The organism is Flavobacterium sp. GW821-FHT11G01 (assembly GCF_058808175.1).
The window spans coordinates 1-16,172 of record NZ_JBXARK010000017.1; the positions used below are offsets into that span (position 1 = coordinate 1).

The window sequence follows — 16,172 nt, forward strand, 5'->3', positions numbered from 1 at the left end:
TAAAACTCGGAAGTTCCAAAACTGGAAGATCCCCTTTAAACTGATCTAGCCAATACTGCTCAGAACCCTGGCTTTTTGCCTGCTGCTCTTCAGAATTAAGCCAAACAGCATAATCCTTATACTGAATCTTTAATTCTCCTAAATCAATTGCTCTGTCCTGTATTAGTGCAGCATAAATATGAGCAATTTCTGATATCAGCAAATGCATAGACCATCCGTCTCCTATGATATGGTGTAAGGATAAAAAGAAAATATACTCTTCTTCTGTCTTGATAAGAGTTCCTCTGAGTAATGGCGCTTTTTCAAGATTAAACAACTGAAAATTCATTTGCTGTAAAAAATCATCAATAAGCTGATTCGTGTTTTTTTCTCCAGAAAAATCTTTTAATTCTATATCGTAAAATACTTCATCTTTCGATAAAACATATTGTCTTACCAATCCTTCTCCATTAAGCTTAAAATAAGTACGAAGAATTTCATGACGTTTAATAAGTTCCTTAAAGGATGCTACAAATTTATCTCTGTCTAGGTTTCCTTTAATTTTTACTGCATTATGTATGTCATAAGCTATAGACCCCCCCTCAAACTGGCTTAATATCCAAAACCTGTATTGAGATGGTGTTACTGGATAAGATTCATTCTCAACAGCTTTTGGAATAGGTACAAAAAGATTATCATCTGTGGTGTTCCTTTTTAAAAATTGTATAAGGTTTAATTTATTTATTTTTATCTCCTCTAATATGGAGTTTGGTATATTTTCAGTATCAAATTTTAATTTTAAATTTTCATTCTCTAATGAAATATGTATTTTATTTTCTCTAAGCTTATTTATTAATTCTCTCATTAGATAATTATTTCATTCTTTAAATCTATGGCAGATGTATTACTGAGCCATTTTTTTTCATCAATTAAAACTGCCATGCCTTTTATATTCTTATAAGAAAAAAAATCGAGAATAGAAATTTCAATATTAAACTCTTTGTTGACAATTTTTAAAAATACCATCGCTCTTAAAGAATCACCACCAAGCTCAAAGAAATCATCCGTAACTCCAATACCAGAAATCTCAAAAAAATCTTCAAAAATCAGTTTAAGTTTTGCTTCAGTCTCGCTCTGTGGCTCTTGATAAACAGTCTGCAATTCTGGTCGCTCTGATTTTTTTATCTCTTTATCCTCCTTTATGCCCAAAGCTGTACTGCTGAATATTAAATGCATCTTTGAAGTTATATCTTCTTTTGATATATAAATTACATCTGCATGCTTAATATTTATGCTTTTTTCAAAAACAGAGATTAATTCTTGCTTTGATAAAATATTGTTTGACATATCTAAAATTTTGTCGTCAAAATTAATCTGCGGTAGTTGTACACATTTAAAAATTCCTGACTTATCAAAAGCAAAATAATCTAAATAACTATTGGCTGAAGCGTAAGCACCAAAACTAATACCTCCAAAAGTTGCTGCCAAACTTGAACTCATCCAAAAAAAGTCCAAGTCTGCATTTTTAAAATTTTCATAAAGTAGTTTTGTACCAATTAATTTTGGAGAAAGCATATTTAAAGTTTTTGTGAAGGAAGTATTTTCAACTAACTCCAAATCACTACTACTTACATTTCCAGCCAGATGTATAATTCCGCTTATTGGATCAGATATCCGTTGTCTCAGAGACTTAACTGCATCAGGATCACAGATATCAGCCTGTAGATAAACAACATTCTTACCTGAAATTTTTAAATCTTTTAATCTTTTTCCATAAGTATGATCCTGCTCTATCTCAATCAAAGATTTTCGCCCAAGTATCACAATATTTGCATTGTAGCGTTCAATAAGATATTTAGAAATAGAAAAACCTATATTTCCTAATCCGCCAGTAATTAAATATGTACCATCGACTTTAATAGTAGAACTTTCTTCAATAGCTAAATCTTGATAAACTTTTTGAAAACTTTGAACCCATCTTTGCCCAAAACGATATGCGATATATTGATGCGGATGTTGCTGCTGATTTAAAACCTCGTCTAAAATATCGGCGATTAATTTTTCATTATTAATTCCCTGGTCAATATCTAAATTTCGTACCACAGCTTGCTTCTCTATACCTGCAGCCTTAATTAACCCAAGCAGTAAAGATTGTCCTTGATTAATATCTTCATTTCCAATAACCTTATGAAGTAAATTTGTGAAGAAAAATATATTCTTATTAGCTGCTTCTTTCCAATTTTTAAAAATATTTGCAGGAAAAAAATATACCAAGCCAAAATGAAGGTTTTTCTGAGTTAATTCTAATTCAGAGGACTCAAATTTTAGGCTCCATAAATAAAGAATATCTGTTATAATTAGATTATCCAATTGTAAACTTTCAAATAACAACTTATAGTCCTCATCACTAAATGGATCTATAGCAAACTTTACAGAAGATGATTTTACAAATGATTTTCCAATTGAAACTTCAATTACCAAATTATCTTTAATTATTAATGTTTCAATTATTTTATCCGTAACATTAGAATCATCTGAAAAAATCAGAAAGACTTTCTTATCTGTCTTTTCAATTTTATTTAACATAGATCTTTCCCATGACGGAAAATAAAAACTGTTTTCCAAATCACTATGTTTAGCGACTAATGATGAACCGCTGAATAGTTTTGCAAAATCAACTTCGGTCTGATAAAATATTTTATCAAATGCATAGGTAGGTAGTGAAGTTTTAAAACGCTTCTTATCTTTATGCAATTCCTGCCATTTAATATTTAGACCATTGCACCAGAGATCTCCTAGCTTCTCTAAAAAATATTTTTCGTCATTTTCAAAACTTTTAGCTGATCTTAGTAAATTTATCGATTTGAAATTATTTTCGGTCTTTTGTTGCCTAATCAGTGAGATTAAGGAATTTCCTGCACCAACTTCAATAAAAAAAAGATTCTTATAAGACAAAAGTGTATTAATTCCTTTCGAAAAATTAACAGTATTTCGAAGCTGTTGTGCCCAGTATTTACCCGAATTGGCCTCATCCTTTTTAATAAATTCACCGGTTAAATTAGAAACGAAAGGAATTTGAATATTATTGAAATTAATATTTTGAAATTCTGCCTCATACTCCTCTAAAATAGAATCCTGCATAGCAGAATGAAAAGCATGTGATGTATGAAGCTTAACAAATGAAATGTCGCTTGCTGTTAATTCTTCCTGCAATTTTTCTATTTGACTTTGGTCACCAGAAAAAACGATCTGCTTTGGTCCGTTCACAGCTGCAACTGAAACTTTTAAGTGAAGAAAATTCTGCGCTTCTTGTTCACTTATAGGCACACTGATCATAATTCCTTTTGGAAGTTTATGCATCAACTCACCTCTTTTGACAACAAGTTGTAAAGTCTGCTCAAAAGAAAAAAGCCCGCTAATGCATGCCGCTGTATATTCACCAATACTGTGTCCGACCATATAATCAGGAATGATCCCATAATCCATCACTAGTTTTGCAATGGAATATTCTATTAAAAAGATGATAGGCTGAGCAAAACAGGTATCATTGATATTGAAATCTGGTATTTCTTTTTCAGGATATAAAATCTCTTTAAAATCCTTATTGGTAACTTCTTTTAAGAATTCAAACCCCCTATCCATATACTCTCTAAATAGAGTATTTGTTAAATATAAATCTCTGCCCATTTTTACATACTGAGATCCTTGCCCAGGAAACATAAAAACTACTGTATTTTGTATTTTTTTGTTCCCTGTAAAAGAAATTGATTTTGAAATCTTTTCTTCAAGAAGTTCTTCTAATTCTCTTTTATCACTAAATACTAAAGAAACTCGACTGTCAAAATGTTGCCTTCCAGTTTGATATGTGTAACACATATCAGTTAAATTTAAATCATCTTCAGTTGCCAAAAAATGTTTCAACTTGCCAAGATAATTTTCCAATGCAGTTTCTGTCTTAGCTGACAGAACTAGTAAATTACAATTTTCTTCTTCTTTTCTTATGTCACGCTCAGGTGCTTCTTCCAATATTATATGAGCATTTGTACCTCCAACTCCAAACGAATTTACTGCTGCTCGACGATAATTATTTGATCTAGATTCCCATTTTGCTAATTTATTATTAACAAAAAAAGGTCCTTCATTAAAATTGATATATCCATCTGCTTCTTTGAAATGTAGGCTTGAAGGAATTTTTTTATTTTTAAGACTAAGAACAGTTTTAATAAATCCAGCTACTCCAGAAGCTGTATCTAAATGCCCAATGTTTGTTTTTACCGAACCTATAGGACAAGTAAAACTCTTATCATTATTAAATGCTATATTAAGAGCTTCCACCTCAATTGAATCTCCCAACTTGGTTCCTGTACCGTGCGCCTCAACATAAGATATTGTTTCTGGACTAACTTTTGAAAATTTCTGTGCCATTTTAATACAGGCTACTTGTCCTTCAACACTTGGAGCGGTATAACCGACCTTATTGCTACCGTCATTATTTACTGCGCTACCTTTAATTATAGCATAAATATTGTCATTATCTCCCAAAGCATCTTTCAACCTTTTTAAGACTACTACTCCTGTACCTTCTCCATTAACTGTCCCTGTTGAATCTTTATCAAATGCCCTGCAATGACCATCATTAGAAATAATTGATCCTTCTTCATAAATATATCCCTTTTGGTTAGTAGCAGCCAATGAGGATGCTCCAGCCAATGCCATTTTAGTTTCACCAAAAATCAGGGCTTTACATGCTGCATGAATTGCAACTAAAGAGGTTGAACATGCCGTATTTATATTCATTGAAGGCCCTTTCAATCCTAATTTATATGAAACCAGCGTAGATAAATAATCCTTATTTGTAATTTTACGTAAATAAAAATTATTCACTTTATTTTTATCCTTTGAGAAGTTAACGAATGATTGCCAAAGCGCATCTTCTCCAGCACCAGCATATATACCGACAGATTCTTTAATATTATCTGGAACGTATCCTGAATCTTCCAAGGCTTCCCACACACATTCATGAAAAAAACGATGGCCTGGGTACATCATTGCTGCCTCATCTCTTGAATAACCAAAAAACTTAGAATCAAAATAATCCTTATTAGGTAAATTAGTTGTACAATTAATATAATTTTTATCCTTGATAAGACTCTTCGGAACGCCATAACTGATCAACTCATCTTCGTCTAAAAAAAGTAGTGATTCTTTTGATAATGCTAAATTTTCCCAAAATTCTCTCCAGTTTGAAGCACCCGATGTTCTTATCGACATTCCTACCACAGCAATTTCAAAACCTGTATATTGATTGTTATTCATTTTCTTCAAAATTTAATAAATTATAAGATTCCTCCATAATATCATAAAGCTCATCTATTTTATGATTATCACTATTCAAGTCCTTTGTGGATTTAGAATTAATGAATTCATAGATTGCCATTATATTAGGGAGATTATATCCCTGTAATAAAGTTAGAGACGCAGAAAATTCTTTATTAACTGCATTTAACATTTTAATCATTAAAAGGGAATTCCCTCCCAAGTCAAAGAAATTGTCTTTTACTCCAATTTTATCAATACCCAGTAATTGACTCCATATATCAATTAGTGTATTTTGGGTTTTATTTTGTGGCGCAACATAATTTTCCGCCTTTCTATTACCTACTGAAAAACCCATCAAAGTTTTTCTGTCTATTTTACCATTTGGTGTTAATGGAAATTTTTCTATTTGAACAAAATAATCTGGAATCATGTAATTTGGTAGTTTTCTAATAGCAGCATCTCTCAGCTTTTGCTCATCAACCATTTTATCACTTATTATAAAAGCAATTATACTTTTATTACCTTTCTCGTTTTCCTTAGCTACCACCACTGCATTCTCTACTTGGTCAAATTCTACTAAAACACTTTCTATCTCAGTCAATTCAATCCTAAATCCATTTATTTTGACCTGATTATCTAATCTTCCCAGATGCTGCAGATTACCATCTGGAAGCCACCTTGCCAAATCACCTGTTCTGTAGATCTTCTTTATTTCTTGGTTAGAAAAATTTACTTCAATAAATTTTTCTGCAGTTAATTTTTTGTCTTTATAATAACCTCTTGCCAATCCATTTCCTCCAATACATAATTCTCCTTCTACACCAATTGGACATAATTTTTTATTATTATCCAATATATAAATCTGAGTATTTAATATTGGTTTTCCAATATTTAACGGCTTCATATCTTTGTCTTTCTGAAAAGTAGACCACACAGTAGTTTCAGTCGGACCGTACATATTATATATTTCTGAATCTGTTTGACTTCTTAACTTATGTAATAATTCACTTGAAAAACTCTCACCACCTACAATTATCTTCTTTAAAGATTTTAAAAATAATTTGGAATTTTCATCTTCCAATAAAGCCTCTAAATATGATGGTGTAATCTGCATGGAAGTAATAGCCTGCTTCTTTTGAATATTTTGTCTTTTGTCCTTTTTATATTCAGATTTAAGTTCACTTAAGTGCTCAAGTGCTTTGAATACCTTTTTATCCTCAATTCCAAAATCAACTAAACAAGCTATTTCTGTAACTCCTATAGAATGAATTTCACTTAAAATTTTTCTGCAAGAATCTTTTGTGCCAAGCAGTGCGGCTGTCTGCCAATAACGTTCAAATGCCAAATCAAGCAAATCGTTTAAATCTGATTCACTTATAGATGTCATATCCTTATTTAAATCCTTTGCTAAATTTTGAATCAATCCTACGCTTGACTTCAAGTAGCCTTTAAAAGGTTCTTTTACCGTCGCTTTCACTTCCTCTAAATTAGTACCAACATAAGTATGAAGCATTAAAGAAATTTTCGCATTCTGAACTGAAAAACCATTTTCAGTTAAAGCCTGTTTGTAAATCTTTATATTATTTTTTAAGTCTTTTATATCCTGACCAAGTAAATGTGTCAATATATTAGCCCCTATTTTTCCTGCACTTCTAAAAGTCTCAGGACTTCCTCCGGCTGTTACATAAACATTCAGATCAGTATTAACAGGTTTTGGATATATTGTTAAATCAATTTCTTGATTGAGTCCATTTTTTCTCTTGACAGAACCTCCTTTCCAAAGATTTTTCAGATCTTCTATCTGATCATACATTATCTTTTTTCTTTCTAAAAAATTCTGTGGCATTAGTACAAAATCGTCAGCATGCCATCCTGAAGCAATAGACAAGGCAACTCTTCCATTAGATAGATTATCAACAACCGACCATTCTTCAGCAACTCTAACTGTATCATGTAATGGTAAAACAACACTTCCAGACCTGATTTCAATATTTTCAGTTATAGTTGATAAAGCTGCACCTAAGACTGAGGGATTCGGAAAAATTCCACCAAATTGATGGAAGTGCCTTTCAGGTAACCATACCGCTGAAAATTCATTTTTATCTGCATATTTTGCTGAGTCCAGCAGAAACTGATATTTATTAACTGTATCATCTTGACTTGAAAAATAGAATAGGCTAAAATCTAATGTTTCTGAGTAATTATTTAAAAATAAATTGAAATTATTTAAAAGCGTATTGTCTGTCTTTAAACTAATAGTATTCCCTCTACTCAAACTCCAAAATAACTCCAAGACTGAAATGTCAAATGAGATCGAAGTAATTGCCAATATATTCTCTTTTTCTCCCAAAGAAATAGAGGAATTCATTGCATGCAAAAAATTTAATACATTTCTATTTTCTATCATGACCCCTTTAGGGTTTCCTGTACTTCCAGATGTATATATAACATATGCTAAATGTTCTGGTAAACTGCTTTTCTCAATATTTAATACGGAATAATTATTCTGAACAGAAATAAATTTCAGTAGTTCTAATTCATCGATTATTATTTTGCTTTCAATATCTTTTTCAATATATAAAATTCGATCCTCTGGATAAGCTGGATCTATAGGAACATATGCAGCGCCAGATTTTAGTACTCCTAAAAGAACAACTAGCATATATTCATCTCTTTTTAGCTTAATTCCAACCAAGTCATTTGGCTTTAGTGTATATTCCTGTTTTAAATAATGGGCTAATCTATTTGATCTATTATTAAGCTCTGCATATGTCACTTCTGTGTTATCACAGATAAGAGCAATAGCATCAGGATTCTGATGGACCTGATCTTCAAATAGATCAATTATAGTCTTATTTTGATCAAACTGAGCATGAGTATCATTAAACTCATTTAATAACTGATTCTTTTCTGAAATTGTCAAATATTCTGCTTCCCCTATCTTTACTGAAAGATCGGATGTTAAATCCTTTAGTAAATTCTCAAAATGATCAAACATTCTCTCTATGAGAACCATATCATAAATATCACTATTATATTCAATGATTAGTTCCAATTCTTCTGCTTCTATGAATGTAAAAGTGATATCAAATTTTGAAGTATTATTTTTAAATTCATAACTCGTAACTTCTAAACTTTTAAGTGCTTCAGTATTGATATTTTTTAACTGGTTCTGATTCTGAAGAATAACTAAAACGTCAAACAAAACGGATCGGCTTACATCCCGTTTAAGATTTAATTTTCCAATTAAGGAATCAAACGGATAACCTTGATGCTCGTACGCTCCTAATAGGATTTCCTTTTGTTCTTTTAAAAACTCTGAAAAATTTTCTTCTTTTTGTATCTTGGTTCTGATTCCAAGAGTATTCATAAACAATCCAAGTTGGTTCTCTAAATCTGGATGCTCCCTTCCAGCTGCAGGAGTACCAACAATAATATCATCCTGACCTGAATATTTGTACAGCAATACATTTATACCGGCCATTAAAGTCATAAATAAAGTAACTTCATTTTCTTGTGAAAATTTATTTAAGTATTTTAAAAAATCTGTTGAAAAACTGTGACGTAGATGGTTACCGTTGTAAGTTTTGATCAAGGGACGTTTTCTAAGAGCTGGAATATTTAATACAGGTAATTCTCCACCAAACTGATCAAGCCAATATTGTTCTGATAAATAAAGTTTATTTTGCTGCAAATCTTCATTTAACCAAACCGCAAAATCCTGATACTGAATATTTGGCCTAGGCAGAATTACTTCTCTTTTTTCAATTAATAAATTATAATTTCTAATAACTTCTGAAATTAATAATTCTATTGACCAACCATCACTAATAATATGATGCATTGATAAGAAAAATACAAATTCATTTTCCTCCATTTTAATTAAAGATGCCTTCAGCAAAGGTCCTTTTTCTAAATCAAAAGACTCAATATTTAAATTCTGAAAATGATTCGCTGCGGCGCATTCCTTATTATCATTTCTACTATAATCATTGATTTCTATCTGAAATTCAAAATCTTCATAACTGATGATATTTTGGCGAATTTCTCCCAATTCATTTGTCTTAAATTGAGCTCTCAAAATATCATGGCACTTTAATAAAATGTCAAAGGAAGATTTAAATTTTTCAACATCAACAAAACCCTTTAATTTCACAGCTGACGGCAAATTATAAGCAATAGAGCTTTCTTCCAACTGGCTTAATATCCACAATCTACTTTGTGCTGAAGTTACTGGATATGATGCCATCGGCGCTATTTTGGGAATTGGAGTATAAAATTCCTTCTCAAGGACTTTACTGATACCCATAACAGTAGGCTGCTCAAAGAAAACTTTAAAAGATACTGTCATATTTAAGTCCCGCTGAATTCTGTTTATAACCTGCCCTACTATTAAACTATGGCCTCCTAAATAAAAAAAATTGTCTGAAATGCCTATCTGATCAATTTTTAAAACCTCTTTCCAGATGTTTAATAATTTTTTTTCCACATCATTTCTTGGAGCAACGTAATCCTTTTTTACAGCATCTGTAACAAGCACTTCTGGAAGCTGTTTTTTATCAATCTTTCCATTAGAATTTAATGGCAGAGAATCTAAAAGAACATAAAAGCTTGGAATCATATAATCAGGTAGCTTACTTTCCAGGAAATTTCTTAGCTCTGTTTTATCAAAACTTTCAGAAACAATATAAGCTACCAATAATTTGCCGTTATCGCCTTCTTTTGTTTGCAATAGAACCTGTTTAATAGATTCTGAATATTTTAAGATAACATTTTCGATTTCACCTAACTCAACTCTGAAACCGCGAATCTTCACCTGATTGTCGTTTCTTCCTAAAAATTCAATATTACCATTATGCAACCAAGTTCCTAAATCACCGGTATCATACATTATATTCCCAAATACGAATGGATTACTGATGAATTTTTCCCTTGTAAGCTCTTCTTTATTTAAATATCCTTTAGAAACACCAGCACCTGAGATATATAATTTACCTGGAACCCCAGCAGGCACCAATTGCAGATTTGCATCTAAAATATAAATCTGAGTATTTGAAATCGGATTTCCAATTGATGGATTATATCTCAAATCCTTATTCTTTAATTCAATCGTAGTTACAACATGAGTTTCAGCAGGACCATAATGATTAAAAAGTCTAGTTTCTGATTTTCTTAATCTGGTTATATTTTCAGTACTTAATGTAAGTTGCTCACCTGCAACGATAATATTTTTTATTAAATTTAAATCTATTAACTGATAGAATTCCTTTAAAGCAATTAATGCTTTAAAATATGAAGTTGGTAAAAAAACTGTATCAATTTTTTCATTTTCTATGAAAGCTGATAATTGTTCGGGATTCTTCTTTACAATTTCTGTGACAGGATATAAAGTTGCGCCTCTTAATAAAGTAGTGAATATTTCTTGGAATGAAACATCAAAGCTTATACTTGTAAACTGTAGTACTCTCTTTACTTCTTCTGTTCCGAATTGTTCAATATGAAATGAAATTAGATTAAACATATTTTGATGTTTCATCATAATTCCCTTAGGAGTACCTGTAGATCCTGATGTATATATTACATAAATTAAACTGTCACTTTTAATTTTTATTTCATTATTTTTATCATCAAGATTTTTTCTAATTTCTTCAAAATCGATAAAAAACTGTTCATCTAAAATAAGTTTACAGTTGCTGTCACTTTCAATTGCTTTTATTCTGTCTTTTGGATAGTCCGGATCGATAGGCACGTAAGCACCACCTGCTTTTAAGACTCCTAAAATAGCGATTATCAGTATTTGGCTTTTTTCTAATTTTACACCTACCAGATCCTCAGGACGAATTTCATACTTTTCTATCAAATATAAGGCTAACTGGTTCGAACTTTTATTTAGTTCTGCGTATGTTAGTTCTCTCTCACCAAAAACCAACGCAATATTGTCAGGTGTTCTCTTAACTTGCTCCTCAAATAAATCTATCACACTTTTATCGATAGGATAATCTGATTTTGTATCATTAAATTGACATAAAATTTGCTCTTTCTCAAAATCTGTAAGATAGTCTAGCAAGTTTAGTGCAACATTAGGATCTGTAATAATACTATGCAATAATTTATCAAAATGATTTAGTAGGGTATTTATAAATTCCTCTGTGTACAGGTCTGTGTTATAAATAATTGTTAATCCTAATTCATTATCAACTTCATTAAATGCAAATTCCAGATCAAACTTACTGAAATTAATATCTTTTGCCCTATGCTGGATAATTTCAATATTCGAAACCTTTTCAGTATTTTTTTTAAATATTTTAGAATTTTCTACCCTTACCATTATATCAAACAATGGATTTCTACTCATGTCACGATTCGGAAATAAGTGATCTACCAGTTCATCAAATGGATATATCTGGTGTTCATAAGCTTTTAGAGTAGTTTCTTTAATCTTGTCTAATAACGTTCTATAACTATCAGATCCTGAAAACTCCGTTTTCAATGCAAGTGTATTAACATACAAACCAATCTGATTATGTAGATCTGAATGTTCCCTATTTGCACTTGGCGTTCCAATTATTATATCGGTTTGATTAGAATATCTGTAAAGCAATGTATTGACCGCAGCAAGTAATCCCATAAATAACGTACACTCCTGTGACAAACAGATGTCGTTTATTTTTTTTAGAAGGCCTTTATCATAAACCCTGCTATAGGATTTTCCCTTATAAGTTTTTATTAGGGGCCTTTTCATTGCTTGTGGTAAATTTAATAATGGAATTTTCTTTTCATAAAGGTTTATCCAATACTCTTTATGATCTTTAATAGAGTCCCCTTTTAAAAGATTCTTTTGCCAGGCTGCATAATCTTTATATTGCAATTGAAGGCTTGGTAATGAATCAGAAGTTTTATTAGAATAAGCATTGTATAATATCAATATTTCATTTATCATTACTTCGCATGACCATGCATCACTGACAATATGATGCATTACAATACTAAAAATGAATACATTGTCAGCGGTTTTAATTAATTTTGCACGAAATAAGCAGTCTGACGATAAATCAAAACTAAAGTTTGCTTCGCTATAAATAACTTTATTAACTTTCTCTTCTCGATTTAATTCATTGCTTAAATCTTCATATTCCAACTTAAATTTAATATCTTCTGAATTCAATATTGTTTGTCTAACATTCCCATATTGATCTTCAATAAATAATGTTCGTAAAGATTCATGCCGATCAACTATTGTGGCTAATGCCTTTTCTAACGATGCTACATTTAAAATACCTTTAAATTCATATAAACTTGGCATATTATAGGCAATATTTCCCTCTTGAAATTGACTTAATAACCAAAGTCTAAATTGTGATGAAGATAACTCATAATTAATTTCTTCTTTCACTTTAGGAATGTTCAAATAACCCACTTTGTGAGTATGTAATCTAATAAAAGCTATTAAATCATTTTTATGTATCTTAATTTCGTTTAATAAATCATCTGTTATTGCTCCTTTAGGGGCTTGGATATTTAATTTATCATCAACCAAATCAATTTTTATATTTAGCTGATGTAATTTTTTTAGTAATGATTGCATAAATTTTTTAAAATAGTTAGCTTAAGCCTCATCGTGTGGTCATACTGTTTATTGTATGACCTGATAGTTAATATTCTGTATTGGGTTTTACAAAATTTGAAAGTAAAATTGTATTTGCTCTCATCAAAAATTAATTCCCAGTTCTTCTTCTTTCTTCTTGATTACTGGTCTGTCTTTGCTGAACATTTATTTTCTTATTTCCAAATTTATAGGAAATTACAAATTGCAGTGTTCTACTGTCATAGTAACTTTTAGTCATTGTTTCTATATTATTAACAGTTGAATTTGTGCGAGGCCCTGCAGTTTTAAATATATCAGTCACATTTAAAGATATTTTTAAATCTTTATTCATCAAAAGATACTGAAATCCAGAGTCTAAAGAACTTGCGGCTTTATTTCTATAAATTCCATTGATTCCCGGAAAATCATACCAAAAATTAGCAAAAAATAATAAAGTCTTTTTTGAGTTTAAAGTAAAATCATTGTTAATAGAAACTGAAGAATTAAAACCTTCCTGTTTCTGTTCAGTAATTGCTAAACTTGATTTAGCTATATAATAATTAACATCTAATGAAAGTGAACTCTGCCACCACTTATATTTACTAAAATAATAACTTTCAGAAATCCCATATCTTTGTGTATTTAAATAATTTTCTGTGGTTGTCATAATAGTATTTGTAGCAGGGTCTGTTATTTGTATCTGAGAAAATAAATTCTTTTCATTACTAAAATATAATTTACTTTGAAAATCTTTGTAGGTATATGTTAGATCAGCATTATCTATAAAAGCTGGTTGTAGTAAAGGATTTCCATACGTACTTTGAAAAGGGTTACTAAAAAAAATATTGGGGTTTAATAATGCGAAACCTGGTCTTGAAATTCTTTTACTGTAATTTAAGCTAAATGAAGAATTATCATTTGCTGAATAAGACAAGTAGAATGTAGGGAAAAATTTAAAATAATTATTTTTTGTAAGCTGAATTAAATTCTCTGAATAGGTTTGAGTTTGGGTTGCTTCCATTCTTAATCCAAATTGTGTTTCCCATTTCTTGTCGATTTTTTTATTAGCAGACAGATAAGCCGCTTGTACGTTTTCAGTATATTCAAATTTAGAAGCAGTAAGAGAAAAATCTGAAACAGGATTATCCACTATACCACTGTTAAAAGCAAAGATATCATTATTAGATTTTGAGCTTGAAATTTTGCTTCCAAAACTCCATTTTGCCCATTTTGTAGGATATTCTACATCAACTTTTCCAGATAAGTTCGTAATATCCTGAACATTAGTATTTTCTCCTCCATAATATTTTCCAGATATAGGTTCTGGATTAAGTGTAACAGATTTACCATTATAAACTCTGACATCATTATTATTAAAATTAAAATAATCTAAGTTTACACTTATTTTTCTTCCTAGAGTGTCGATTTTAAATTCATTATAAAAATTAATAGATTTGATATTAGGTTTTAATTTTGCATTTCCTATTGATTCCAAATAATTATTAATTTTATCTGTTGAATAGTCCGTTAACGAAGTGTATGGTCTGTTATCAAAAGTCCTATCATTATTTACATATAAAAACTGGCCACCCATTGTCCACGATGGATTGATTTTATAATTTAATCCCAAATTTAGATTTAAACTCTTGCTATTATTTTTAAATGGATTTTTCGAGTTCCATAATTCATCAGGAAAATAGGTTTTTTCATCTCTTTTATAAGATTCTGTAACATCTCTATAATTAATTGTTGATGAAAAACTTAATTTATTCTTGTTATAATTAAAGTTCCCCATATTAGCACTTCCTGCATAAGTTTTTTGAATATATGTTGATTGCAGTAATGCATTCCAGGAATTTTCTTTTGTTCTTTTCATTACTATATTAATCAAACCACTATTCCCCTGAGCTTCATACTTTGAAGGAGGAGTTGTAATTACTTCTATAGTTTTAATGGTTTCAGCAGGTATTGTCTTTAAATAATTTGTAAGGTCTTCTCCTGATAATTGTATTATTTTATCGTCAACTAAAACAGCAATTGTACTCTTACCAATAATTGATATATTATCATTTTGAACTCTAACCCCTGGAGTCGCATTAAGCGTTGTTAGAGCATTTCCCCCAGAGGAACTAATTGATTTTTCTACATTAAAAACCAATCTATCTATTTTTCTTTCAATTATTTTTTTACCTCCACCCTCTACAACAACAGATTCTAACTGAATAGCCTCGTTAACCACTATTTGTCCCAAATCTAAATTTACAGTTACTACAATGTCTTTTGACGCAATTATTTTTGTGTCCTGCCTAACTTTCAGTTTGTAAGAACCTGGTTCTACTTCAAAGAAAAATTCTCCTTTGTGATTAGTAAGCTCATTCTTGATAGCTACTGAATCCTTGTTAATAAGTATAGTTTCAATAAATCCTATTGGATTATTTTCTTTTGTTACAATTTTACCTGTGATTTTAATTTGTGCAAATAATGCTGTGCTGAAAAGTATTAATGTAATGTTTAAGATTATTTTCATGCTGTTTGTAATTATTTATTTAGATGTTTTTGTATTTTATTTTTATAATGAAAAAAAATCGGTTTCAACATTTCCTATATGTTCATTATTATCTGCATTATTATCTGCATTAATATCAAAGAAAGATGCCACAGTGATGTTGTCAATTAAAATTGCTAAATCTTCCAATCTCAAATTTTTAAACAAATCATTAATTGAAATATTAATTCCAAACTCTTTTTTTATTAAACTAATCAATCGAGTAGCAATTAAACTATGTCCTCCTAATTCAAAGAAATTGTCTGTTACACTTACTGAAGAAATATTTAACAAATCTTGCCAAATAGCGACAAGTTTTTCTTCAGTAGTATTTCTAAATGCAACATGTTCTTTCGTTACAATATCATATTCTAAGATATTAGGTAATGCTTTTCGGTCAACCTTTCCATTTGGAGTCAAAGGGATGACGTCTAATTCTATGTGAAAACTAGGGATCATATAATAGGGAAGCTTTTTCTCAAGAAAGATCCTTAAAGATGATTTATCAATATTACTACCTACAAAATAAGCAACAAGCATTTTTTCATTATTAATACTTTTAGCCTCCACAAAAACTTCGGTTATATATTCAGAATACTGCAGAATTGTGTTTTTGATCTCTCCTAATTCAATCCTGAATCCCCTTATCTTTACCTGGTCATCATTTCTGCCTAGATACTCTATAGTACCATCGGAAAGCCAACGGCACAAATCACCGGTATCATACATGCGTGCTCCGGCTAT

5 protein-coding genes are annotated in these 16,172 nt (G+C 30.4%); all 5 read right to left on the reverse strand.

Going from position 1 to position 16,172, the window contains the following annotated elements; translation table 11 throughout:
- A partial coding sequence (locus AC1RRN_RS21250; protein WP_492969225.1) for a condensation domain-containing protein occupies positions 1 to 844 on the reverse strand: 844 nt, incomplete at its 3' end.
- The gene (locus tag AC1RRN_RS21255) at positions 844 to 5,295 is read right to left on the reverse strand and encodes a type I polyketide synthase (protein ID WP_492969226.1); all 4,452 of its coding nucleotides are present in this window, start codon (positions 5,293 to 5,295) and stop codon (positions 844 to 846) included. The genes AC1RRN_RS21250 and AC1RRN_RS21255, both read right to left, overlap by 1 nt.
- Positions 5,288 to 12,883, reverse strand: coding sequence for an amino acid adenylation domain-containing protein (locus AC1RRN_RS21260; RefSeq protein WP_492969227.1), 7,596 nt, complete (start codon positions 12,881 to 12,883; stop codon positions 5,288 to 5,290). The genes AC1RRN_RS21255 and AC1RRN_RS21260 overlap by 8 nt, the downstream gene beginning before the upstream one ends.
- A gap of 130 nt (positions 12,884 to 13,013) precedes the next feature.
- Positions 13,014 to 15,410, reverse strand: coding sequence for a TonB-dependent receptor domain-containing protein (locus tag AC1RRN_RS21265; protein ID WP_492969228.1), 2,397 nt, complete (start codon positions 15,408 to 15,410; stop codon positions 13,014 to 13,016).
- 42 nt (positions 15,411 to 15,452) lie between these two features.
- A partial coding sequence (locus AC1RRN_RS21270; protein ID WP_492969229.1) for a phosphopantetheine-binding protein occupies positions 15,453 to 16,172 on the reverse strand: 720 nt, incomplete at its 5' end.

Bases quoted from the DNA above. Each gene is read 5' to 3' on its own strand.
- AC1RRN_RS21255 (WP_492969226.1), bottom strand. From the start codon at position 5,295: ATGAATAACAATCAATATACAGGTTTTGAAATTGCTGTGGTAGGAATG.
- AC1RRN_RS21260 (WP_492969227.1), bottom strand. From the start codon at position 12,883: ATGCAATCATTACTAAAAAAATTACATCAGCTAAATATAAAAATTGAT.
- AC1RRN_RS21265 (WP_492969228.1), bottom strand. From the start codon at position 15,410: ATGAAAATAATCTTAAACATTACATTAATACTTTTCAGCACAGCATTA.